A 22,480-nucleotide genomic window follows, 5' to 3' on the forward strand; every position below is an offset into this window, starting at 1 on the left:
TGCGGGAGAAAGAAAAAGTCATTCGGGAAGCCATCGGAAGTCGGGAATCGGTGCGGGGGCCTCAGGCCTCGGCGGCCACGCCCAGCTCGGCCAGCAGGGCCTCGCGCAGCGCCACGGCGTGGGGGTGGGTGCGCAGGGTCTGCGCCTCGGGCGGCACGGCGTATTCGCCGGCGATGGCGCCTTCGCGCATCACCAGCACGCGGTCGGCCAGGGCGATGGCTTCGTCCACGTCGTGCGTCACGAGCAGCACGCCGGGCTGGTGGCGGCGTACCAGCGCCTTGACCAGGGCGTGCATGCGGATGCGCGTCAGGGCGTCGAGCGCGGCGAAGGGTTCGTCAAGCAACAGCAGGCGCGGCTCGCGCACCAGCGCACGGGCCAGGGCCACGCGCTGGGCCTGGCCGCCCGAGAGGTTGCGCGGCCAGTCGTGCAGCCGGTCGCCCAGGCCCACTTCGGCCAGGGCCTGCTGGGCCAGGGCTTGCGCGGTGTCGCCCTCCAGGCCCAGCGCCACGTTGCGCCACAGCGGCTCCCAGGGCAGCAGGCGGTGTTCCTGGAACACCACGGCCGGCTGGGGCGGACCGTCGATGCGGCCGCCGTCGATGGTGTCCAGGCCCGCCAGGGCGCGCAGCAGCGTGGTCTTGCCGCAGCCGCTCTCGCCCAGCAGGGCGACGAACTCGCCGCGTGCGATGGCCAGATCGAGCCCGTCGATCACCGTGCGCTCGCCGTAGCGGCGGCGCAGGCCGTGCACGGCGACGGCGGTGCCGGCGGTGGTGGGGGCGTGCGGCGCGCTCATCGGCCACCCCGCGCGGCGTAGTTGGGGTGCCACGACAGCAGCCGCCGCTCCAGCGCCCGCGCCACCGCGTCCGAAGCCACGCCGATGGCGGCATAGACCACGATGGTGAGCACGATCACGTCGGTGCGCAAAAACTCGCGGGCGTCCATGGCCAGAAAGCCGATGCCGGCCTCGGTCGCGATGGTTTCGGCGATCACCAGCGCCAGCCAGGCCACGGCCAGCGCGTAGCGCACGCCCGCCAGGATGGAGGGCAGGGCGCCCGGCAGCACGATGCGGCGGATCAGCGCGGCGGTGGACAGGCCGGTGACCCGGCCCACCTCCACCAGCTTGGGGTCCACCTGCCGGATGCCCAGCACGGTGTTGATGTAGATGGGGAACATCACGCCCAGCGACACCAGGAAGATCTTGCCCGCCTCGTCCACGCCGAACCACACGATGACCAGCGGCAGCATGGCCAGGAATGGCACCGCGCGCACCATCTGCACGCTGCGGTCCAGCAGGGCCTCGGCCAGCCGCGAGAACCCCACCAGCGTGCCCAGCGTGAAGCCGATGGTGCCGCCGATGGCGAAGCCCGTGGCCGCGCGCAGCAGGCTCACGCCCAGGTCGCTGATGAGCTGGCCCTGCAGCACCAGCTGCCACGCGGTCTGCGCCACGCGGCTGGGCGCGGGCAGCACCTGTGGAGACAGGGCGCCAGCGCGGGCGAACAGCTCCCACACCAGCACCAGGGCGAGCGGCGCCAGCCATGAAATCAGGGCCAGGCTGCGTGGGCTCCAGGGGCGTGGTGCCCGGCGCGCGGCCGGGGCGGCCGGCGCCGTGTGCTGCGTGCCGATGCGCGCCGCGGTGGGAAGGTGCTGTGTCCATTCGCTCATGGGAGGATCCTCTGCGTGCGGGAAAACGGCCGAGGCTACCGGCGCGCCCCGCACGGCGATACGAAGGAAAACCGACGTGCATATGACGTTTGCGTGCGAGCCCCGCGCCGGCGGGTGTCCCAGAGCGGACACCGGTAAATACCAGGCCGCCGTGCAAGGCCCCTAGAATGGAAAAGCACGATCGTTCGCTAAAGAGCCGCCAAGGCCCGCAGCGTTGTCTTTTCAAACCCGAGGAACAAGCGCATGACCGCTGAGTACCAAGTCCACGGCGATGTGGCCGTGATCACGCTCGACAACCCCCCCGTCAATGGCCTGGGCCATGCCACCCGCCAGGGCGTGGCCGACGGGCTGGCGCGTGCCAATGCCGACGCGGCCGTCCGCGCCATCGTCATCACGGGCGCCGGTGGGGCGTTCTCCGGCGGGGCCGACATCAAGGAGTTCGGCACCGACAAGGCGCTGCAGGAGCCCAACCTGCAATCGGTGATCCTGGCGGTGGAGAACTCGGCCAAGCCCGTGGTGGCGGCCATCCATTCGGTGTGCATGGGCGGCGGGCTGGAGCTGGCGCTGGGCTGCCACTACCGCATCGCCGCGCCGGGCTGCAGCGTGGCGCTGCCCGAGGTCAAGCTGGGCCTGCTGCCCGGCGCCGGCGGCACGCAGCGCCTGCCGCGCGTGCTGGGCGTGGAGGCGGCGCTCAACATGATCGTGAGCGGCGAGACGGTCAAGAGCGAACTGATCGGCTCCATCCCCGGCCAGAAGCTGTTCGACAAGCTGGTGGCCTCGCCCGAGGCGCTGGCTGCCGAGGCACTGGCCTTCGCCAAAAGCGTTGCCGACGTGCGTCCGCTGCCGCTGGTGCGCAACCTGCCGTGCAAGCACCCCGAGGGCGATGCGTACTTCCAGTTCGCGCGCAACATGGTCAAGGGCATGGCCAAGAACTTCCCGGCGCCCGCCAAGTGCGTGGACGCCGTCGAGGCCGCCACCAAGCGCAAGTTCGCCGACGGCATTGCCTACGAGCGGGAGCTGTTCATCAACCTGATGTGGACGCCCGAGTCCCGCGCGCTGCGCCACCTGTTCATGGCCGAGCGTGCCGCAAGCAAGATCGCCGACGTGCCCTCCAGCACCCCGAAGCGCGACATCCAGAAGGTCGGCGTGATCGGCGCGGGCACCATGGGCGGCGGCATCGCCATGAACTTCCTGAACGCCGGCATTCCCGTGACGATTCTGGAGACCAAGCAGGAGGCGCTGGACCGCGGCATCGCCACGATCAAGAAGAACTACGAGTCGCAGGTCAAGAAGGGCAAGCTCAAGGAAGACAAATACCAGCAGCGCATGGGCCTGCTCGCCACCACGCTGGACTACGCCGACCTCAAGGACGCCGACCTCATCATCGAAGCGGTGTTCGAAGAGCTGGGCGTGAAGGAAGCCGTGTTCAAGCAGCTCGATGCCGTGGCCAAGCCCGGCGCGATCCTGGCGTCCAACACCTCCACGCTGGATGTGGACAAGATCGCCGGCTTCACGAAGCGCCCGCAGGACGTGGTGGGCATGCACTTCTTCAGCCCCGCCAACGTGATGAAGCTGCTGGAAGTGGTGCGCGGCCAGGCCACCGCCAAGGACGTGCTGGCCACGGTGATGGCCCTGGCCAAGAAGATCAAGAAGACCGCCGTGGTCTCGGGCGTGTGCGACGGCTTCATCGGCAACCGCATGATCGAGCAGTACAGCCGCCAGGCGGGCTTTTTGATCGAGGAGGGCGCCACGCCGCAGCAGGTGGACAAGGCGGTGGAGAAGTTCGGCTTCGCCATGGGCCCGTTCCGCATGGGCGACCTGGCCGGCAACGACATCGGCTGGGCGATCCGCAAGCGCCGCTACCAGGAAAAGCCCGACATGAAGTACAGCAAGACGGCCGACCTGCTGTGCGAGATGGGCCGCTACGGCCAGAAGACCGGCGCGGGTTGGTACGACTACCAGGCCGGCAAGCGCGATGCGATCCCGAGCGAGGTGGTCAACCGCATGATCGAAGAGCACCGCAAGGCCCTGGGCATCACGCCGCGCAAGATCTCGGACGAAGAGATCGTGCAGCGCCTGGTGTTCTCGCTGGTGAACGAAGGCGCGCACATCCTGGAGGACGGCATCGCCGGCAAGTCGGGCGACATCGACATGGTGTACCTCACCGGCTACGGCTTTCCGATCCACCGCGGCGGCCCCATGCACTACGCCAACGAGGTCGGCCTGTTCAACGTGGTGCAGGCCATGAAGCGCTTCGCGCAGAACCCGCTGGACGACGCGAAGTTCTGGGAGCCCGCGCCGCTGCTGGCCCGGCTTGCCGCGGAAGGCAAGGCCTTCTCCTGACCCGACCGACCGCACCGCACGTGTCCCCCCGAATCCCAAGGAATTGCACATGACCTCCGCAGTGATCGTTTCCACCGCCCGCACGCCGCTCGCCAAGAGCTGGAAGGGCTCGTTCAACATGACCCACGGCGCCACGCTGGGCGGCCATGCCGTGCAGCACGCCATCGCGCGCGCCGGCATCGACGGCGCGGAAGTGGAAGACGTCATCATGGGTTGCGCCAACCCCGAGGGCGCCACGGGCGCCAACATCGCACGCCAGATCGCGCTGCGCGCCGGCCTGCCGGTCAGCGTGTCGGGCGTGACGGTGAACCGCTTTTGCTCGTCGGGCCTGCAGACCATCGCCCTGGCGGCGCAGCGCATCATCGCCGGCGAGGCCGACGTGTACGTGGCCGGCGGCGTGGAGAGCATCTCCTGCGTGCAGCAGGAGATGAACCTGCACATGCTGCGCGACCTGGCGCTGGCCAAGGCCAAGCCCGAGATCTACTGGAGCATGCTGGAGACCGCCGAGCAGGTCGCCAAGCGCTATGGCATCGGCCGCGACGCCATGGACGAATACGGCGCCGCCAGCCAGCAAAAGGCCTGCGCCGCGCAGGCCGCGGGCTTGTTCGACGACGAGATCGCTCCCATCACCGTGACGGCCGGCGTGGCCGACAAGGTGCGCGGCCTCATCACCCAGCAAGTCACAGTCAGCAAGGACGAAGGCACGCGCGAAGGCACCACCAAGGAAGGCATCAGCGGCATCCGCCCGGCCATGCCCGGCGGTGTGATCTCGGCCGGCAATGCCAGCCAGTTCTCGGACGGCGCCGGCGCCTGCGTGCTGGTGAGCGAGGACTACGCCAGCCGCAAGGGCCTGAAGCCCCTGGGCCGCTTCCTGGGCTTCGCGGTGGCGGGCTGCGAGCCCGACGAGATGGGCATCGGCCCCGTGTTCGCCGTGCCCAAGGTGCTCAAGAAGCTGGGCCTCACGGTGAACGACATCGACCTGTGGGAGCTGAACGAGGCCTTCGCCGTGCAGGTGCTGTACTGCCGCGACAAGCTGGGCATTCCCGCCGACCGCCTGAACGTGAACGGCGGCGCCATCGCCCTGGGCCACCCCTACGGCGTGAGCGGCCAGCGCCTCACGGGCCATGCGCTCATCGAAGGCAAGCGCCGCGGCGCCAAGCGCGTGGCGGTGACCATGTGCATCGGCGGCGGCATGGGCGCGGCCGGCATCTTCGAAGTGCTGTAACCGCACGGGGCACGCCCATGGCCGCGCCACCCGTCACCGTGCCGCCCGAGGCCTTTCTGGCCATGGGCCGCGAGGTGCTGGCGGCGCAGCCCTTCAGCGTGCTGCTGGGCGCCGAACTGCACGCGTTCGCCCCGGGCGGGAGCGAACTGCACCTGCCCATCACCGAGCAGATCCGCCAGCAGCACGGCTTCGTGCACGGCGGGGCGGTGAGCTACCTGGCCGACAACGCGCTCACCTACGCGGGCGGCTCGGCGCTGCGGGTGCCGGTGGTCACCTCGGAGTTCAAGATCAACTACGTGCGGCCCGCCGTGGGCGAGCGCCTGGTGGCGCGCGCCCAGGCCGTGCATGCCGGGGCGTCGCAGGCGGTCTGCCGCTGCGACGTGTTCGCGGTGCAGGGCGGGGTGGAAAAGCTCTGCGCCATCGCCCAGGGCACCATCGTGGCCCTGCCATCGCATGCCGCGCCTTCGCCACCGGCTTCGCCCGGCTGAACGCCGGTGGTGGTTGTTTACTATTATTTTTGTAGCTGTATGCCGCCGCATTCATTGCGGTGAAGCCTTATTCGATGCCCCATCATGAGCCTGCGCACCACGGTTGATTTCTTGCTCTACGACTGGCTGGACGCTCCCGCGCTGCAGGCGCGCGAGCGCTTTGCCGACCATTCGCGCGAAACCTTCGATGCGGTGCTGGACACCTGCGAGCGCATCGCCCGCGAAAAGTACGCCCCGTTCAACCGCCTGGTGGACACCGAGGAGCCGCGTTTCGACGGCGAGAAGGTGATCCTGCCGCAGGCCACGCACGAGGCGCGCCGCGCCTATGCCGAGTCAGGCCTGCTGGGCGCCGCGCAGGATTACGAGCTGGGCGGCATGCAGCTGCCCTACACGGTGGAGGCGGCGGCCAACAGCTTCTTCGCCGCGGCGTCGGCCAGCATCGGCTCCAACCTGCTCACCTCGGGCAATGCCAACCTGCTGATGGCGCACGGCACGCCAGCGCAGCAGCAGGTGTTCGCGCACAACGAATTCAACGGCCGCTGGGCCGGCACCATGTGCCTGTCGGAGCCGCAGGCAGGCTCGTCGCTCTCGGACGTGGCCACGCGCGCCGTGCCGGACGCGGACGGCGATGGCGGCGGCGATGCCTGGCGGCAGGACCCGCTGGGCCCGCGCTACCGCCTGACCGGCAACAAGATGTGGATCTCCTCCGGCGACCATGAGCTGACCGAAAACATCGTGCACCTGGTGCTGGCCAAGATCCCCGGGCCGGATGGCAAGCTGGTGCCGGGCACGCGCGGCATCTCGCTGTTCATCGTGCCCAAGCGGCTCGTCGATGCGCAGGGCCAGCTCACGGGCGTGCGCAACGACGTGGCGCTGGCGGGGCTCAACCACAAGCTGGGCTGGCGCGGCACGACGAACACGCTGCTCAACTTCGGCGAGGGGCGCTACCCCGTCGAGGAGCGCGCGGGCGCCATCGGCTACCTGGTGGGGCAGCCGGGCGAGGGCCTGAAGTGCATGTTCCACATGATGAACGAGGCGCGCATCGCCATCGGCATGGCCGCGACCATGCTGGGCCTGGCCGGCTACCACGCCAGCCTGGACTACGCGAAGAACCGGCCGCAGGGGCGGCTGCTGGGCAAGGCCGGCAAGGACGCGAGCGCCCCCCAGGTGCGCCTGATCGAGCATGCCGACATCAAGCGCATGCTGCTGGCGCAAAAGAGCTACGGCGAGGGCGCTCTGGCGCTCAACCTGTACTGCGCGCGCCTGGTGGACGAGCAGCACACCGGCACCTCGCCCGACGCCGACGAGGCGCGGCTGCTGCTGGAGGTGCTGACGCCGATTGCCAAGAGCTGGCCCAGCGAGTGGTGCCTGGAGGCCAATTCGCTCGCCATCCAGATCCACGGCGGCTACGGCTACACGCGCGACTTTCCCGTGGAGCAGTACTGGCGTGACAACCGCCTGAACATGATCCACGAGGGCACGCACGGCATCCAGGCGCTGGACCTGCTGGGCCGCAAGGTGCTGATGGAAAACGGCCGGGGCCTGCAGCTGCTGGCCGCGCGCATCAACGCCACCGTGGAGCAGGCCATCCAGCAGCCCGCGCTGGCGGCGCACGCCAACGCGCTGGCCCAGGCGCTGCAGCAGGTGGGCGCGGCCACCAAGGCCGCCTGGGCGACGGGCGAGCCCACCGAGGCGCTGGCCAACGCCGTGCCCTACATGCAGGCCTTCGGCCACACGGTGCTGGCCTGGGTGTGGCTGGACGTGGCCCTGGCCACGCTGCGCGCCGATGCCGCGCAGGCCGCGCCCGCGAGCGTGGGCCGCCTGGGCGCAGCGCGCTACTTCTTTCATTACGAGCTGCCCAAGATCGGCGCCTGGCTGAACGTGGTGCGCACGCGCGACGACACTTGCGCCAGCCTGCCGGAAGACGCGTTCTGACCGCGCCCGGCCATCGCTCCCGGGACACCGCCGGGCGCCGGTCCGCAGCACAATGCACCGGCGCCGCGCGGATCGGGCAACGTTCAGGCAGGCCGCGCCGGCCCCCCATCACCACCAACGAGGAGACCCCGACATGACCCGCACCATCCAACAACTGTTCGACCTCTCCGGCAAGACCGCGCTGGTCACCGGCGGCTCGCGCGGGCTGGGGCTGCAGCTGGCGCAGGCGCTGGGCGAGGCCGGCGCGCGCATCGTGCTCAGCTCGCGCAAGGCGTCCGATCTGGAGGAGGCCACGGCCACCTTGCAGCAGGCCGGCATCGACACGCGCTGGATCGCCGCCGACTGCGCGCAGGAGGCCGACATCCGCCGCCTGGCCGACGAGACGCTGCAGCGCGTGGGCGATGTGGACATCCTCGTCAACAACGCCGGTGCCGCCTGGGGCGCCCCGGCCGAGGACCACCCGGTGGAGGCCTGGGACAAGGTGATGAACCTGAACGTGCGCGGCTATTTCATCCTGAGCCAGCAGATCGCCAAGCGCAGCATGATCGGGCGGCGCAGCGGCAGCATCATCAACGTGGCCTCCATCGCCGGCCTGGGCGGCAACCCCAGCGGCATGAACACCATCGCTTACAACACCTCCAAGGGCGCCGTGATCAACTTCACCCGTGCGCTGGCCGCCGAGTGGGGCAAGTACAACCTTCGCGTGAACGCCATCTGCCCCGGCTTCTTCCCGAGCCGGATGACGGTGGGCACCCTGAAGGCCATGGGCGAGGAAAAGCTCGCCAACCATGCGCCGCTCGGACGGCTGGGCGACGACGAAGACCTGAAGGGCCTGTGCGTGCTGTACGCCAGCGATGCCGGCAAGCACATTACCGGCCAGTGGCTGGCCGTCGATGGTGGCGTGAGCATCGTCACCGGAGGCTGAATGTGGCCCCCACGGTCGCGCACTGCGTGTCGCTCCCTGCCCCCCGAGGGGGCCGCGTTTCGCCTTGGGGCGGCCCGGCGGCGAAACCTCCGCTACCCCTCGGCGGCACTGGTGAGGCGGGCGGTGTGTTTTCGTGGCTATGCTTTTCGTCTTTCCAATGATTCCTGGAGTGCCCTGTGCTGAGTTTTGGTGTCGAAATTCCTTTTGTCGATGAGCTGGGCTTCACGCTGCACCACATGAAGGGTGGCGCGTCCGAGCTGCACTATGAAGCGCGGCCGGAGCACATGAACTCGTTCGACGTCACGCACGGCGGTGCCTCCATGACGCTGCTGGACGTGGCCATGGCCACGGCGGCGCGCAGCGACACGCCCGACTTCGGCGTCGTCACCATCGAGATGAAGACCAGCTTCATGCAGCCCGCGCGCGGCCCGCTGGTGGCGCGGGGGCGGCTCATCCACCGCACCGTGTCCATGGCCTTCACCGAAGGCACGGTCACCGATGCGGAAGGCCGCGTGTGCTGCCACGCCACCGGCACCTTCAAGTACGTGCGGCGCAAGCCCGCTACGCCCGGCGCACCCGACGGCGCGGGCGCCACGGAGGGCGCACTGCCCACCGATTGACCCACCCGCCGCCAACCCGCCAGGGTTCGGAGCCCTATCGCCTGCCAGCGCAATGAAAACGCCGGCATGCTGCTATCAAAAAAATAGTCAATCCAAGGAGTCCAACATGCCCAGCAACGAACAGATCCTGCTCGACAACCGCCCGCAGGGCGAAGCCGCCACCAGCAACTTCAAGCGGGTGACCACCGACACGCCGGCCCTGAAGGACGGCGAGGTGCTGGTGCGCCACCACTACCTCAGCCTGGACCCGTACATGCGCGGCCGCATGAACGACAGCAAGAGCTACGCGGCCAGCCAGCCGCTGGGCGAGGTGATGATCGGCGGCACGGTGGGCGAGGTGGCGGAAAGCCGCCACCCGAAGTTCGCCGTGGGCGACAAGGTCGTCGGGATGGGCGGCTGGCAGCAGTACAGCGTGGTCGATGGCAACGCCCCCGGCATGCTGCGCAAGGTCGATACCACCCACGTGCCGCTGTCGCACTACCTGGGTGCCGTGGGCATGCCGGGCGTGACCGCCTGGTACGGCCTGGTGAAGATCATCGCGCCCAAGGCCGGTGAAACGGTGGTGGTGAGCGCGGCCACCGGCGCGGTGGGCAGTGCCTTCGCCGCGCTGGCCAAGGCCCGCGGCTGCCGCGTGGTCGGCATTGCCGGCGGCCCCGAAAAGTGCAAGTACGCGACCGAGGAACTGGGCTTCGACGCCTGCATCGACCACCGCGAGCACGGCGACCTCAAGGCCATGTCCAAAGCCCTGAAGGAAGCCTGCCCGGACGGTATCGACGGCCACTTCGAGAACGTGGGCGGCTACATCCTCGACGCCGTGCTGCTGCGCGCCAACGCCTTCGCCCGCGTGGCCGTGTGCGGCATGATCGCCGGCTACGACGGCCAGCCGCTGCCGCTGCAGAACCCCGCGCTGATCCTGGTGAACCGCATGAAGATCGAAGGCTTCATCGTGAGCGAGCACATGGAGATCTGGCCCGAGGCGCTCAAGGAACTGGGCACGCTGGTCGGCTCCGGCCAACTGCGCCCGCGCGAGACCATCGCCGAGGGCCTGGCCGCGGCGCCCGAGGCCTTCCTGGGCCTGCTCAAGGGCAAGAACTTCGGCAAGCAGCTCGTCAAGCTCGTCTGACGATGGCGCTGCACTGGACCTGGGCCCGCTTCGACGACATGGGCGTGCACGCGCTGCACGATGCGCTGGCGCTGCGCTGCCGCGTGTTCATCCTGGAGCAGGGCCCCTACCAAGACCCCGACGAGGCCGACAAGACCGCCTGGCACCTGCTGGGCCGCGGCGGCGCGGGCGACCTGCAGGCCTACCTGCGGCTGGCCGATCCGGGCGTGCACTACGTGGAGCCCTCCATCGGCCGCGTGGTGGTCGCGCCCGAGGCGCGGGGCACCGGCATGGGCTGGGCCCTGGTGCGCGAGGGCCTGGCGCGCGCGCAGGCCACCTGGCCGGACCGTGCGGTGCGCATCAGCGCGCAGGCGCATCTGCAGCGCTTCTACGGTGAGATGGGCTTCGTGGCCGTCTCGGCGGAGTACCTCGAAGACAACATCCCCCACATCGAAATGCTGTGGAGCCCCGCCTGACGGCCCGGCGGCCCGCACGCAGCAGCCACCACTGGCCAGGAGATCGTTCATGTCCGCGCTGATCCTTCACCACTACCCCTCGTCGCCGTTCTCCGAAAAGATCCGCGCGGTGCTGGGCTTCAAGCAACTGGCCTGGAAGTCGGTCATCGTGCCCAGCGTCGCGCCCAAGCCCGACGTGCTCGCGCTCACGGGCGGCTACCGCCGCACACCCTTCCTGCAGGTGGGGGCCGACATCTACTGCGACACCGCGCTGATCTGCGACGTGCTGGAGCACGCCCAGCCCGAGCCGGTGCTGTACCCGCCGCACCTCAAGGGCGTCTCGCGCGTGTTCGCGCAATGGGCCGACACCACGCTGTTCTGGGCCGCCATGGCCTACAACCTGCAGCCGCGCGGCGCGGCCGTGTTGTTCGCCAACCTGCCGCCCGCGGCCGCCCAGGCCTTCGGCGAGGACCGCAAGGCCATGAGCGCCGGCATGAACCGCCTGCGCCCGCACGATGCCACGGCGGCCTACCGCTCGTACCTGCGCCGCATCGCGCACATGGCCGAGGAGCACGAGTTCCTGTTCGGCGCCGAGCCGTGCGTGGCCGACTTCGCCGCCTACCACCCGCTGTGGTTCACGCGCACCTGCGTGCCGGTGATGGCCGAGATCTTCGCCGCCACGCCCGCGGTCACCGAGTGGATGGACCGCATCGCCGCCCTGGGCCATGGGCGCATGGAGAAATTCAACGCGCAGGACGCGATCGCCGTGGCCGCGGCGGCCGAACCCCTGCCGCTGCCGGCCGAGCCGTTCCAGGACGAGCATGGCATTCCCCTGGGCAGCGCCGTCACCATCGCCGCCGAGACCTTCGGCACCGAGCCGACCGAGGGCACGCTCGTGGCCGCCACGCGCACGCGCTACACGCTGGCCCGCACCGACGCGCGGGCGGGGGCGCTGCACGTGCATTTCCCCCGCATCGGCTACGTACTCAAGAAAACGGAGACATCGGCATGATCGAATCGTTCCAGGGCAAGACGGCGGTACTGACCGGCGCGGCATCGGGCTTCGGCCTCGAATGCGCGCGCATCGGCGCGCAGCGGGGCATGAACCTCGTGCTGGTGGACGTGCAGCAGGACGCGCTCGATGCCGCCGCGGCCGAGCTGCAGGCCGCGGGCGCCGCCGTGCTGGCCCGGCGCGTGGACGTGGCCGACGCCGCGCAGATGGCGCAGTTGGCCGCCGACGTGCAGCAGCGCTTCGGCGCGCCGCACCTCGTGTTCAACAACGCGGGCGTGGGCGCGGGCGGGCTGATCTGGGAAAGCAGCGTGCAGGACTGGGACTGGGTGATGGGCGTGAACCTGATGGGCGTGGTGCACGGCGTGCGCCTGTTCACCCCCATGATGCTGGCCGCCGCGGCGCAGGACCCGCAGTGGCGGGGCCACATCGTCAACACGGCCAGCATGGCCGGCCTGCTCAACGCCCCCAACATGGGCATCTACAACGTGAGCAAGCACGCGGTGGTGAGCCTGTCCGAAACGCTGTACCAGGACCTGGCCCTCGTCACCGACCAGATCGGCGCCAGCGTGCTGTGCCCTTACTTCGTGCCCACGGGCATCACCCGCAGCGAGCGCAACCGCCCGGACGTGGCGACCGCGGCGCAGCCCACTAAGAGCCAGCTGATCGGCCAGGCCATGACCGACAAGGCCGTCAGCAGCGGCAAGGTGACGGCGGCCGAGGTGGCCCAGCGCGTGTTCGACGCGGTGGGTGCCGGGCAGTTCTACATCTTCAGCCACCCGCAGGCGCTGGGCAACGTGCAAAGCCGCATGGAGAACATCGTGCGGATGGAGAACCCGCCCGATCCGTTCCTGGCCCGGCCGGACATCGGCCAGCGGCTGCGCGAGCAGCTGCGCGGATGAGCCGCTGCAGGCCTGCCCGCACGGGTGGATCGGCAGGCGAGGGCGGCGCTGGCGGCAGAGGCTTTATGAACGAAAAAGGCCGCCAGCGCAGATTCCACTAGGGCATTCTGCTATCGATTGAATAGCAATCGCGCTCAGCGTGGCGCCAGGCGGATCGCGCCGTCCAGGCGGATCACCTCGCCGTTAAGCATGTCGTTCTCGAAGATGTGCTGCACCAGGCGCGCATAGTCTTCGGGCGTGCCCAGGCGGCTCGGGAAGGGCACGCCCGCGGCCAGCGCGTCCTGCACTTCCTGCGGCATGCCGAACAGCATGGGCGTGCCGAAGATGCCGGGGGCGATGGTCATGTTGCGGATGCCGTTGCGCGCCAGGTCGCGCGCGATCGGCAGCGTCATGCCCACGATGCCGCCCTTCGATGCGGCATAGGCGGCCTGGCCGATCTGCCCGTCATAGGCCGCCACGCTGGCGGTGGAGATGAGCACGCCGCGCTCGCCGGTGGCCTCCGCCTCGTTCCTGGCCATGGCCTCGGCAGCCAGGCGGATCATGTTGAAGCTGCCGATCAGGTTCACGGTGACCGCCTTGGCGAACAGGGGCAGGGCGTGCGCGCCGTTCTTGCCCACGGTCTTCTCGGCCGGGGCGATGCCCGCGCAGTTGACCAGGCCCATCAGCTTGCCCAGGGACACGGCCTTCGCCACCACGGCCTGTCCATCGGCTTCCTGGCTCACGTCGCACTTCACGAAGGCTCCGCCGATGTCGCGGGCGACCGCTTCGCCCCGGTCCGCCTGCAGGTCGGCGATGACGATCTTGCCGCCCTGCGCGGCCAGCTGGCGCGCCGTGCCTTCGCCCAACCCCGACGCGCCGCCGGTGACGATGAATACCTTGCCTTGGATTTCCATGGGGGATGTCTCCTAGATATGACGTTAACGTAAACGTCAATTATGGCCGAAGCCGCGGGCGTGAAAAAGCCCGGCATGCCGGGCTTTTGGTGCGAGGAAAGGGCGGTGCGTGGCTTACTGGAAGTTCACGCGGTCCAGCATCTGCTGCACTTTGGTCATGTGCTCGCCCACCGCGCTGATCGGGATGGTCTCGCTCTTGAAGGGCTTGCCGTCCGTCATGGCTTTCAGGGCCGGATTGCCCGGGTCCACGCCCTTGGCGGCGGGCCATTCGTTGTTACCGTTGGCGAAGTAGTTCTGCGCCTCGGGGCTGGCCAGGTATTCCAGGAACTTGACCGCGTTGGCCTGGTTCTTGGTGTTGCGTGCCACGGCCCCACCGGCGATGTTCATGTGCGTGCCCCACGACTGCTGGTTGGGAAACACCACCGACACCTTGCTGGCGATGGTTTTGTCCTCGGGCTTTTCCGAACGCAGGATGCGGGCCAGGTAGTAGCTGTTGGTCACGGCGATGTCGCACTCGCCGGACGCCACGGCCTTGATCTGGTCGGTGTCGCCGCCCTTCGGAGGACGCGCCAGGTTGCCGGCCACGCCCTTGAGCCAGGCCTCAGCCTTCTGCTCGCCCATGTGCTCGGTCACGGCGCCGAACAGGCTCAGGTTGTAGGGGTGTGAGCCGGAGCGGATGCAGATCTTGCCTTTGTTCTTCGGGTCGCCCAGCTCTTCATAGGTGTCCACGTCTTCCTTGCTGACCTTGTCCTTGTTGTAGACGATCACGCGGGCGCGGGTGGACAGGCCGAACCAGGCAATGCCGCCGTCGGCCGCGGGCTTGGCGCGCAGGTTGGAGGGGATCGTGTCTTCCAGCACCTTGGAGCGGATGGGCAGGAACAGGCCATCGACCTCGCCGCGGTACAGGCGGGCGGCGTCCACCAGCAGGATCACGTCGGCCGGGGAGGCGGTGCCTTCAGCCTTCAGGCGGGCCATGATGCCGGCGTCGTCGGCGTCCACGCGGTTCACCTTGATGCCGGTGGCCTTGGTGAAGCCGGTGTACAGCGCTTCATCGGTGGCGTAGTGGCGGGCGGAGTACAGGTTGACGACCTGGTCCTGGGCGGAGGCGGCGCCAGCGGCGGCCAAAAGGCAGGCCGCCAAAACGGCTTTCATGGACTTCTGCATGGAGAGGGTCTCTTCTCTGGAGGTTGGAAACCGGGCGATGATAGGTCGAACGAGAATGATTCTTAAACAAGACCTGCTGAACCAGAGGTCTTATCGCGGTGGTCCCGCCCGGCCCGCTGCCACTCCAAGCGCCGCGCGCCCATAAAAAAAGCCCGGTCGCAAGACCGGGCTTGAATTGGATCCCTGAAACCCGGTTTCGAGAGATCCAAGGAGACAACGGGTTTTAGCGCTTGCGCTGCTGCACGGCGGCGGCCGACTTGGCGGCGGCGTTGGCAGCGGTGTTGGCCACGGCGTTGAAGTTGGCTTCAGCGACATCGCTGGCTTGCTTCACGGCCTTTTGAACGGATTCGAAGGCGTTGTTGGCGGCAGAGACGGCGCTCTTGAACACGGCCACGCTGGTTTCCGAACCGGCGGGTGCATTCTTGGCGGCGCTGTCCACCAGGTTGCTGAAGTTGCGCTGCACTTCGGACGCCTGGGCTTCGAACGTGCGGCCGAATTCGGCGCTGGTGCTCGAGGCGATGTCGTACAGGTGGCGGTTGTAGGCAGCGGTCTTTTCTGCCAGGGGCTGGAACAGGCTGGCTTGCAGGGACAGCAGTTCTTGCGCATCCTTGGCGCTCAGCACGGCTTGCGTGTGCGTGGCGACTTCGGCCAGGGCAGCGCGGGAGGCGGTGACGTTCAGTTCCACCAGCTTTTCCACGCCTTCGAATGCCTTGTTGGTCAGGCCGAACAGGGTTTCGAGGTGGGCCTTGTGGGATGCAATGAGTTGTTCCGGGGTCAGCGACATGGTGTATCTCCTATTGATAGGTCCTCAAGGGACGGATGGTTGAGACATCTGCGCTGTCGTGACCTGGAAGTCATGTTGCAGTGCAGCATGGGACGGATTCTAGGCGGTTGAGTTCAGGAATCAAGCGATTTTGCTGCGTTGCAACATGATTAGAGTGCATAACCAAAAATGCCGGTCACCTGAGGCACATCAAAGGGGGCGCCTCCACTGGCAGAATTTGCCGCCATGAATGCCCCCACCGTTTCCACGCCGCCCCGCCGCCTGCCGGAGCCGCGCTCCGCATATTCCGTGTTCCGCACGATTACCACCCGCTGGGCGGATAACGACGCATATGGCCATGTCAATAATGTCGTGTATTACAGCTGGTTCGATACGGCGGTGAATGCCTATCTGATTGAGCTTGGCGCCCTGGATATCCATGCGGGCGAGACGATCGGCCTAGTGGTCGAAACCCAGTGCCATTATTTCGCGCCCCTCGCTTTTCCCCAGACGGTGGAGGCTGGCATCCGCGTGGCGCACGTGGGCCGCTCCAGCGTGCGCTACGAAGTCGGGCTGTTCGCCGAGGGCGCGCCCGAGTCGGCGGCGGGCGGGCACTTCGTGCACGTGTATGTCGGCCGCGAGGACCGCCGGCCCCGCGCCTTGCCGCAGGCGCTGCTGGACGCCCTCGCACCCCTGCGCATCGCGGTCGGCCCCTGACCCGGCCCCTTCCATGAAAAAAGCACCGGAACGCTCACGCGGCCGGTGCTTTTTGGAGGGGGGCGCGGCAGGCGGCAGCCCTTCGGCCGGGCCGCCTGGCGCGTCAATGCACGGTCAGGGCTTGTAGGTATCGCCCAGCACCACGCCTTCGCGGCGGGGATCGGCGCCGCCTTGCAGCACGCTCTCGCCGTTGCGCTGCACGCGGATGATGGTGCTCGTGCCGCTCGACTGGGCCGAGGTGGACACCGTGTGGCCCAGTGCGCGCAGGCCCGTGATCAGCGGGTCGTTGTTGCCGCCGTTGCTGCTGTTGATGGCCGGGTGTTCGCCGCCCAGCGAGGTCGTGGGGCTGTTGCTCGCGCCGAAGTCCACCAGCGAGGTGGCCTGCTGCGCATCCAGGCCCCAGTCGAGCGCGCCGACGACCGTCTTCACCACGTACTGGATGATGGTGCCGCCGCCGGGCGAGCCCGTGCCCATCAGGAAGTCGCCCATGCTGCCGTCCGCGGCCTTCTTGAACACCAGCGTGGGTGCCATCGAGCTGCGGGGCCGCTTGCCGGCTTCGACGCGGTTCGCCACCACGGCGCCGGTGCTGTCGGTCGGCGTGGCCGAGAAGTCGGTCAGCTGGTTGTTCAGCAAGAAGCCCTGCGTCATGTGGAACGAACCCATGCCGGCTTCCACCGTCGTGGTCATCACCACGGCATTGCCCTGCTTGTCCACGATGGTGAAGTGCGTCGTGCCCTTCTCGTCGATCAGGCTCACGCCGGCAGGCTTGTTGCTCAGGTCGCCGGCCACGGCCGTGCCCATGCTCTTGGTCATGCTGATCAGGCCCGCACGGTTGCGCAGGTAGGTCTTGTCCAGCATGGCCGCGGGCGAGCCGCCGGGCAGCGACACGAAGTCGGTGTCGGCGATGTACTTGTCGCGGTCGGCATAGGCCAGGCGCTCGGCCTCGCTCACCAGGTGCACGCCCATCACCGAAGGCTTGCCGCCTTCGATGTCGATGGCCGTGGGCTTGTAGTTGGCGAGGTTGAAGTTCTCCAGGATGCCAAGCGCCGACGCCACGGCGATGCCGCCGGAGGACGGTGGCGACATGCCGCACACCCAGTAGTCGCGGTAGGTCGTGCAGACCGGGTCGCGGCGCTTGGCGCGGTAGTTGGCCAGGTCGCTCATCTCGGTCAGGCCGGGGGTGATCGCCACGGTGGGCGTGCCGCCGCTGGTGACCTTGATCTTGTTCACGATGCCTTGCGCCACGGGGCCGGTGTAGAACGCATCGGCGCCGCCGCTGGCGATGGTGTTCAGCGTGGTGGCGTAGGCGGGGTTCTTGATCAGCGTGCCCAGGCCCTTGGGCGTGCCATCGGCATTGAAGAAGTAGGCGACGGCCTCGGGATCGCGCGAGAGGCCGGTGGTGGCGCCGGCGATGGCGCTGGCCATGCGGCCGCTGATCTGGAAGCCGTCCGAGGCCAGCTTGACCGCGGGCTGGAACAGCTCGCTCCACTTGAGCTTGCCGTGGTCCTGGTAGGCCATCTCCAGCATGCGCACGGCGCCGGGCGTGCCGATGGAGCGGCCGCTGGCGCGCGCGCCGCCGGGCTGGGGCAGGGTGCGGTCGCTGTCGCTGACCCAGCGCAGGTAGTTTTCCGTCGCGGCCGCGGGGGCGGTTTCGCGGCCGTCATAGGCCTGCACTTTCTTCTGCGCCGCATCGTAGTGCAGCATGAACGCGCCGCCGCCCAGGCCCGACGATTGCGGTTCGACCAGGCCCAGCACCATCTGCACCGCCACGGCCGCATCGACCGCGGAGCCGCCCTGGCGCAGCACTTCGCAGCCCGCGCGGGAGGCCAGCGGATTGGCCGTGCTCACCATGTACTGCTTGGCATAGACCGCGGTCTTGCCGACCTTGTAGCCGGAGGCGGGTTCGGGCGCTGCGGGATCGCCGGGCAGGCCGGAGCCGACCGTGACCGAGCCGCCATCGCTGACGACCGCGCAGGCCGAATCCTGTCCGGGTGCCGAAGCGCTGCCACTGCCACCCCCGCCACCGCCGCAGCCGGCAAGGACCAGCAGGGCGGCCGTCAGCGTGGCGGTGTAGCGCCAGACAGGGCGCGCGGTGGAGGGTGTGATGGGCGGGCGGGAATGGCGCATTGGAAAAATACCTTTGTTCTTGAAGAAGGAAGTGCCGTCGTCTCTGCGGCGCATCGAGCATACGCGCTGCGCGGGCCCGTTCGGACCCCCTCCATTCCGCCGTGCGACATGTGCGAGATGCGATCGGTGGCGAAGCGGGTGGGGCGGTGACGCGTGCGCGCGTTGCGGGATGCATGCAGTGCGGCGGCCGAAGTGCGGTGCAAGATCCGGACCAATGCGGTGCCCGGCAATGGGGCGCCCTTGATGACACAATGCCATGCGACGGTGCGCCGCTGCCGTTCACTGCAGATGCCCAGCCGGCCCGCCGCGGCCGCTTCCACCCATGATCATCACCAGCCTGCTCGACACCGATCTCTACAAGTTCACCATGATGCAGGTGGTGCTGCACCAGTTTCCCGGCGCGCAGGTGGAGTACCGCTTTCGCTGCCGCAATCCCGGCGTGCAACTGGTGCCTTTCGTCAACGAGATCCGCGAGGAGATCCGCTCGCTGTGCAGCCTGCATTTCCAGGATGCCGAGCTGGCCTACCTGCGGTCCATGCGCTTCATCAAGAGCGATTTCGTGGATTTCCTCGGGCTCTTCCGGCTCAACGAAAAGTACATCACCGTGAGCCCGCTGGCCTCGGGCGAGATCGACATCACCATCACCGGGCCATGGCTGCACACCATCCTGTTCGAGGTGCCGGTGCTGGCCATCGTGAACGAGGTGTACTTTCGCAATACGCAGAAGGTGCCCGACTTTCCCGAAGGCCGCCGCCGGCTCGACGCCAAGATCGCCCTGCTGCAGGCCGATGGCCTGGGTGACCTCAAGATCGCCGACTACGGCACACGTCGCCGCTTCAGCCGCGCCTGGCACGAAGAGGTGCTGCGCGTGCTGTGCGCGCGCCTGGGTACGGGGGAGCGCCGCACGACAGGCGCGCCTTCGGGGCCGGGACAGTTCGCCGGCACGAGCAACGTGCTGTATGCCATGAAGCTCGGCGTGACGCCGCTGGGCACCATGGCGCACGAGTACCTGCAGGCCTGCCAGGCGCTGGGCCCGCGCCTGCGCGACAGCCAGATCTTCGGCTTCGAAATGTGGGCCAAGGAGTACCGTGGCGACCTGGGCATCGCGCTGTCGGACGTGTATGGCATGAGCGCCTTCCTGCGCGACTTCGACCTGTATTTCTGCAAGCTCTTCGACGGCGCGCGCCACGACAGCGGCGACCCGTTCGCCTGGGGCGAGCGCCTGCTCGACCACTACCGCCGCAACCGGGTCGATCCGCTGACCAAGACGCTGATCTTCAGCGACGCCCTCACCGTGCCGCGCACCATCGAGCTGTACCAGCAGTTCCGCGGGCGCTGCCAGCTGGCCTTCGGCATCGGCACCAACCTCACCAACGACCTGGGCTGCGAGCCGCTGCAGGTCGTGATCAAGATGACGCGCTGCAACGGCCAGCCCGTGGCCAAGCTGTCCGACACCCCCGGCAAAGGCATGTGCGACGACGAGAAGTACCTGGCCTACCTGCGCCAGGTGTTCGAGATCCCGGCGCCGCAGTGAACGCATCGACCCGCATGCAGCGCACCGGTCCGCCGGCGCGCGCTTTGATGGCCACCCCCAACCCCGTTCCCACTCTGGAGGCTTCCAACGCCATGTCCCTGTCCTTACTGATGTCCCGCGGCCTGCGTGGCTTGTTGCTGATCGCCACGGGCCTGCTGCCGGGCCTGGCGCGGGCCGCCGAGATCGACGGCAGCGCGCTGTCGGTGCTGTGGGGTGTGCCCTTCGCGGGCCTGTTGCTGTCGATCGCGCTGGTGCCGCTGTTCGCCCCCGCGTTCTGGCACCACCATTTCGGTAAGATCGCTGCCGCGTGGGCGCTGGCGTTCCTGCTGCCGTTCGCGGCAGTCTTCGGGGCCGGTGCGGCGGGTGTGAACCTGGTGCATGCGCTGCTGGCCGAGTACCTGCCGTTCGTCATCCTGCTGGCGGCGCTGTTCACCGTGGCGGGGGGCATCCACATCCGCGGCAACCTGCATGGCGGCCCCGGGCTGAACACGGCCATCCTGGCCATCGGCGCGGTGCTGGCAAGCTTCATGGGGACGACGGGCGCATCGATGCTGCTGATCCGGCCGCTGGTGCGCGCCAACGACCACCGCAAGCACGTGGCGCACATCGTCGTGTTCTTCATCTTCATCGTCTCCAACGCCGGGGGCTCGCTCACGCCGCTGGGGGACCCGCCGCTGTTCCTGGGCTTTTTGAAGGGCGTGGATTTCTTCTGGACGGTCGGGCACATCCATCAGGAGACTCTGTTCCTCGTGGGTTCGCTGCTGGCGATCTTCTACGCGATCGACCGCTGGTTCCATGGCCGGCCGGGCGAGGCGGCACGGCCGGACCCCACGCCCGACACGCGCTCGATCGGCTTCGACGGCCAGGTCAATTTCTGGCTGCTGGGCGCGGTGATCGCCCTGGTGCTGCTCAGCGGGTTCTGGAAGTCGCCGGTGGTGTGGAGCATCGCCGGCACGCCCGTGGGCCTGCCCGGGCTGGTGCGTGACGTGGGGCTGCTGGCGGTGGTGGGCGCCTCGCTGTGGCTCACGCCGCGCCAGGTGCACGCGGACAACCAGTTCGGCTGGGCTCCCATGCAGGAAGTGGCCAAGCTGTTCGCGGGCATCTTTCTCACCATCATCCCGGTCATCGCGATGCTCAAGGCGGGCACGCAGGGGCCGTTCGGCGCCATCGTCGGCGCGGTGACCCGGCCTGACGGCACCCCCGATCCGGCCATGTACTTCTGGGCCACCGGTCTGCTGAGCGCGTTCCTGGACAACGCGCCGACCTACCTCGTGTTCTTCAACACCGCCGGCGGCGACCCGGCCGTGCTCATGACCACGCTCGCCCCCACGCTGGCCGCGATCTCGGCCGGCGCCGTGTTCATGGGCGCGGGCACCTACATCGGCAATGCGCCCAACCTCATGGTCAAGGCCATTGCCGAAGAGCGCGGCGTGAAGATGCCCAGCTTCTTCGGCTACATGCTCTGGTCGTGCGGCATCCTGCTGCCGCTGCTCGTCGCCATGACATTCCTCTGGTTTCGCTGAAAGGTCCTGATCCATGTCCAAGCCCCGCATCCTGGTCGCCCGCGCCATCTTTCCCGAGGTGGTGGAGCGGCTCTCGCAGCATTTCGAGGTCGAGGCCAACCCCGCCGACGCGGTCTGGTCGCCGGCCGAACTGGCCGAGCGCCTGCAGGACAAGGACGGCGCCCTGACCACCGCCAGCCAGCGCATCGACGCCGAGTTGCTGGCGCGCTGCCCGCGGCTGCGCATCGTGGCCAACATGGCGGTGGGCTACAACAACTTCGACGTGAACGCGCTCACCGCGTCGGGCGTGCAGGGCACCAACACGCCCGACGTGCTGACCGAGACCACGGCGGACTTCGGCTTCGCGCTGCTCATGGCCACCGCGCGCCGCATGACCGAGAGCGAGCACTATCTGCGGGCCGGCCAGTGGACGAAATGGAGCTACGACATGTTCGCCGGCTCCGACGTGCACGGCAGCACGCTCGGCATCCTGGGCATGGGCCGCATCGGGCAGGGCATCGCCCGGCGCGGCGCGCACGGCTTCGGCATGCAGGTGATCTACCACAACCGCTCCCGCCTCTCGCCCGCGCTGGAGGGCGAATGCGGCGCGCGCTACGTCTCCAAGGAGGAGTTGCTGCGCACGGCCGACCACCTCGTGCTGGTGCTGCCCTACACGGCCGAGTCGCACCACGCCATCGGCGCCGCCGAGCTGGCGCAGATGAAGCCGACCGCCACCCTGGTCAACATCGCGCGCGGCGGCATCGTGGACGACGCGGCGCTCGCGGCGGCGCTGCGCGACAAGCGCATCGCAGCGGCCGGGCTGGACGTGTTCGAGGGCGAGCCGCAGGTGCACCCGGACCTGCTCACCGTGCCCAACGTGGTGCTGACCCCGCACATCGCCAGCGCCACCGTGCCCACGCGGCTGGCGATGGCCAACCTGGCGGCGGACAACCTGATCGCGTTCTTCGACGGCCGGGGCGCGCTGACGCCCGTCAACACGCCGGCCGAACGGCTGGTGTGACGGATGCCGCCACGGCGCGGCCGCGCCGCGGTTTCAAGCCGAATTGGCCACATGCCGGCGATTTTCATGCCGGTGTAGCTATCAAATCAATAGCAA

Annotated in this window: 20 protein-coding genes; 14 read left to right on the top strand and 6 right to left on the bottom strand. The window is 68.6% G+C overall.

Annotated features, from left to right (window positions below; genetic code table 11):
* Positions 1–61: 61 nt before the first annotated feature.
* Entirely contained in the window at positions 62–790 is a 729-nt protein-coding gene (locus R1Z03_RS05685) for an ABC transporter ATP-binding protein (protein WP_317357608.1), read from the bottom strand.
* Positions 787–1,659: an ABC transporter permease subunit gene (locus R1Z03_RS05690; RefSeq protein ID WP_317357611.1), complete on the bottom strand. Its 873-nt coding sequence runs from the start codon at positions 1,657–1,659 to the stop codon at positions 787–789. Before R1Z03_RS05690 ends, R1Z03_RS05685 begins: the two co-directional genes overlap by 4 nt.
* Before the next feature lie 243 nt (positions 1,660–1,902).
* Between R1Z03_RS05690 and R1Z03_RS05695 the strand changes: the two genes are divergently transcribed.
* The 10 genes from R1Z03_RS05695 (at position 1,903) to R1Z03_RS05740 (ending at position 12,663) form a co-directional block, all read left to right on the top strand.
* Positions 1,903–4,002, top strand: a complete 2,100-nt coding sequence (locus tag R1Z03_RS05695) for a 3-hydroxyacyl-CoA dehydrogenase NAD-binding domain-containing protein (RefSeq protein ID WP_317357614.1) — start codon at positions 1,903–1,905, stop codon at positions 4,000–4,002.
* Positions 4,003–4,051: 49 nt separating this feature from the next.
* Positions 4,052–5,227 (top strand): acetyl-CoA C-acyltransferase, encoded by a 1,176-nt coding sequence (locus tag R1Z03_RS05700; RefSeq protein WP_284428683.1) that lies wholly within the window; start codon positions 4,052–4,054, stop codon positions 5,225–5,227.
* 17 nt (positions 5,228–5,244) lie between these two features.
* Positions 5,245–5,715 carry a PaaI family thioesterase gene (locus R1Z03_RS05705; protein ID WP_317357618.1) on the top strand — a complete coding sequence of 157 codons (471 nt, stop codon included), beginning with the start codon at positions 5,245–5,247 and terminating at the stop codon, positions 5,713–5,715.
* A gap of 84 nt (positions 5,716–5,799) precedes the next feature.
* Positions 5,800–7,650: an acyl-CoA dehydrogenase gene (locus R1Z03_RS05710; RefSeq protein ID WP_317357621.1), complete on the top strand. Its 1,851-nt coding sequence runs from the start codon at positions 5,800–5,802 to the stop codon at positions 7,648–7,650.
* A gap of 133 nt (positions 7,651–7,783) precedes the next feature.
* Complete coding sequence (locus R1Z03_RS05715) at positions 7,784–8,575, top strand: SDR family oxidoreductase (RefSeq protein WP_317357624.1); 792 nt, start codon at positions 7,784–7,786, stop codon at positions 8,573–8,575.
* Positions 8,576–8,751: 176 nt separating this feature from the next.
* On the top strand, positions 8,752–9,195 hold the full coding sequence (locus R1Z03_RS05720) for a PaaI family thioesterase (protein ID WP_284427144.1): 444 nt from the start codon (positions 8,752–8,754) through the stop codon (positions 9,193–9,195).
* Between the two features lie 106 nt (positions 9,196–9,301).
* On the top strand, positions 9,302–10,318 hold the full coding sequence (locus tag R1Z03_RS05725) for an NADP-dependent oxidoreductase (protein WP_317357627.1): 1,017 nt from the start codon (positions 9,302–9,304) through the stop codon (positions 10,316–10,318).
* 2 nt (positions 10,319–10,320) lie between these two features.
* Positions 10,321–10,773 carry a GNAT family N-acetyltransferase gene (locus R1Z03_RS05730; protein ID WP_317357631.1) on the top strand — a complete coding sequence of 151 codons (453 nt, stop codon included), beginning with the start codon at positions 10,321–10,323 and terminating at the stop codon, positions 10,771–10,773.
* Positions 10,774–10,822: 49 nt separating this feature from the next.
* Positions 10,823–11,764: a glutathione S-transferase family protein gene (locus R1Z03_RS05735; protein WP_284403699.1), complete on the top strand. Its 942-nt coding sequence runs from the start codon at positions 10,823–10,825 to the stop codon at positions 11,762–11,764.
* Positions 11,761–12,663, top strand: coding sequence for an SDR family oxidoreductase (locus R1Z03_RS05740; RefSeq protein ID WP_317357634.1), 903 nt, complete (start codon positions 11,761–11,763; stop codon positions 12,661–12,663). The genes R1Z03_RS05735 and R1Z03_RS05740 overlap by 4 nt, the downstream gene beginning before the upstream one ends.
* 134 nt (positions 12,664–12,797) lie before the next feature.
* On the opposite strand, the gene R1Z03_RS05745 is transcribed toward R1Z03_RS05740, so the two are convergent.
* The 3 genes from R1Z03_RS05745 to R1Z03_RS05755 all read right to left on the bottom strand — a co-directional run bounded on the left by R1Z03_RS05745 (position 12,798) and on the right by R1Z03_RS05755 (position 15,504).
* Complete coding sequence (locus R1Z03_RS05745) at positions 12,798–13,556, bottom strand: 3-hydroxyacyl-CoA dehydrogenase (RefSeq protein WP_317357637.1); 759 nt, start codon at positions 13,554–13,556, stop codon at positions 12,798–12,800.
* A 114-nt stretch (positions 13,557–13,670) separates the two neighbouring features.
* Positions 13,671–14,720 carry an extracellular solute-binding protein gene (locus R1Z03_RS05750; RefSeq protein WP_284403705.1) on the bottom strand — a complete coding sequence of 350 codons (1,050 nt, stop codon included), beginning with the start codon at positions 14,718–14,720 and terminating at the stop codon, positions 13,671–13,673.
* Between the two features lie 223 nt (positions 14,721–14,943).
* A complete protein-coding gene (locus R1Z03_RS05755) occupies positions 14,944–15,504 on the bottom strand; it encodes a phasin family protein (RefSeq protein ID WP_272568836.1) in 561 nt (186 codons plus the stop codon).
* Positions 15,505–15,729: 225 nt separating this feature from the next.
* Between R1Z03_RS05755 and R1Z03_RS05760 the strand changes: the two genes are divergently transcribed.
* Positions 15,730–16,200 (top strand): thioesterase family protein, encoded by a 471-nt coding sequence (locus tag R1Z03_RS05760; RefSeq protein WP_317357643.1) that lies wholly within the window; start codon positions 15,730–15,732, stop codon positions 16,198–16,200.
* Positions 16,201–16,314: 114 nt separating this feature from the next.
* Here R1Z03_RS05760 and ggt read toward each other — a convergent pair whose 3' ends face one another.
* Positions 16,315–18,327, bottom strand: a complete 2,013-nt coding sequence (gene ggt, locus R1Z03_RS05765; protein WP_317357645.1) for a gamma-glutamyltransferase — start codon at positions 18,325–18,327, stop codon at positions 16,315–16,317.
* 322 nt (positions 18,328–18,649) lie between these two features.
* Between ggt and pncB the strand changes: the two genes are divergently transcribed.
* The 3 genes from pncB to R1Z03_RS05780 all read left to right on the top strand — a co-directional run bounded on the left by pncB (position 18,650) and on the right by R1Z03_RS05780 (position 22,384).
* On the top strand, positions 18,650–19,861 hold the full coding sequence (gene pncB, locus R1Z03_RS05770) for a nicotinate phosphoribosyltransferase (protein WP_284428673.1): 1,212 nt from the start codon (positions 18,650–18,652) through the stop codon (positions 19,859–19,861).
* A 110-nt stretch (positions 19,862–19,971) separates the two neighbouring features.
* Complete coding sequence (locus tag R1Z03_RS05775; protein WP_284429554.1) at positions 19,972–21,384, top strand: sodium:proton antiporter; 1,413 nt, start codon at positions 19,972–19,974, stop codon at positions 21,382–21,384.
* A 13-nt stretch (positions 21,385–21,397) separates the two neighbouring features.
* Entirely contained in the window at positions 21,398–22,384 is a 987-nt protein-coding gene (locus R1Z03_RS05780; protein ID WP_317357650.1) for a D-glycerate dehydrogenase, read from the top strand.
* The last annotated feature ends 96 nt before the right edge of the window (positions 22,385–22,480 follow it).

The sequence above is a fragment of the Acidovorax sp. BLS4 genome (assembly GCF_032929295.1).
In the GTDB taxonomy this organism is placed as follows: domain Bacteria; phylum Pseudomonadota; class Gammaproteobacteria; order Burkholderiales; family Burkholderiaceae_C; genus Paracidovorax.

Coding starts and splice junctions, on each gene's coding strand:
- R1Z03_RS05685 (WP_317357608.1), bottom strand. CDS start 790: ATGAGCGCGCCGCACGCCCCCACCACCGCCGGCACCGCCGTCGCCGTG.
- R1Z03_RS05690 (WP_317357611.1), bottom strand. CDS start 1,659: ATGAGCGAATGGACACAGCACCTTCCCACCGCGGCGCGCATCGGCACG.
- R1Z03_RS05695 (WP_317357614.1), top strand. CDS start 1,903: ATGACCGCTGAGTACCAAGTCCACGGCGATGTGGCCGTGATCACGCTC.
- R1Z03_RS05700 (WP_284428683.1), top strand. CDS start 4,052: ATGACCTCCGCAGTGATCGTTTCCACCGCCCGCACGCCGCTCGCCAAG.
- R1Z03_RS05705 (WP_317357618.1), top strand. CDS start 5,245: ATGGCCGCGCCACCCGTCACCGTGCCGCCCGAGGCCTTTCTGGCCATG.
- R1Z03_RS05710 (WP_317357621.1), top strand. CDS start 5,800: ATGAGCCTGCGCACCACGGTTGATTTCTTGCTCTACGACTGGCTGGAC.
- R1Z03_RS05715 (WP_317357624.1), top strand. CDS start 7,784: ATGACCCGCACCATCCAACAACTGTTCGACCTCTCCGGCAAGACCGCG.
- R1Z03_RS05725 (WP_317357627.1), top strand. CDS start 9,302: ATGCCCAGCAACGAACAGATCCTGCTCGACAACCGCCCGCAGGGCGAA.
- R1Z03_RS05730 (WP_317357631.1), top strand. CDS start 10,321: ATGGCGCTGCACTGGACCTGGGCCCGCTTCGACGACATGGGCGTGCAC.
- R1Z03_RS05735 (WP_284403699.1), top strand. CDS start 10,823: ATGTCCGCGCTGATCCTTCACCACTACCCCTCGTCGCCGTTCTCCGAA.
- R1Z03_RS05740 (WP_317357634.1), top strand. CDS start 11,761: ATGATCGAATCGTTCCAGGGCAAGACGGCGGTACTGACCGGCGCGGCA.
- R1Z03_RS05745 (WP_317357637.1), bottom strand. CDS start 13,556: ATGGAAATCCAAGGCAAGGTATTCATCGTCACCGGCGGCGCGTCGGGG.
- R1Z03_RS05750 (WP_284403705.1), bottom strand. CDS start 14,720: ATGCAGAAGTCCATGAAAGCCGTTTTGGCGGCCTGCCTTTTGGCCGCC.
- R1Z03_RS05755 (WP_272568836.1), bottom strand. CDS start 15,504: ATGTCGCTGACCCCGGAACAACTCATTGCATCCCACAAGGCCCACCTC.
- R1Z03_RS05760 (WP_317357643.1), top strand. CDS start 15,730: ATGAATGCCCCCACCGTTTCCACGCCGCCCCGCCGCCTGCCGGAGCCG.
- ggt (WP_317357645.1), bottom strand. CDS start 18,327: ATGCGCCATTCCCGCCCGCCCATCACACCCTCCACCGCGCGCCCTGTC.
- pncB (WP_284428673.1), top strand. CDS start 18,650: ATGATCATCACCAGCCTGCTCGACACCGATCTCTACAAGTTCACCATG.
- R1Z03_RS05775 (WP_284429554.1), top strand. CDS start 19,972: ATGTCCCGCGGCCTGCGTGGCTTGTTGCTGATCGCCACGGGCCTGCTG.
- R1Z03_RS05780 (WP_317357650.1), top strand. CDS start 21,398: ATGTCCAAGCCCCGCATCCTGGTCGCCCGCGCCATCTTTCCCGAGGTG.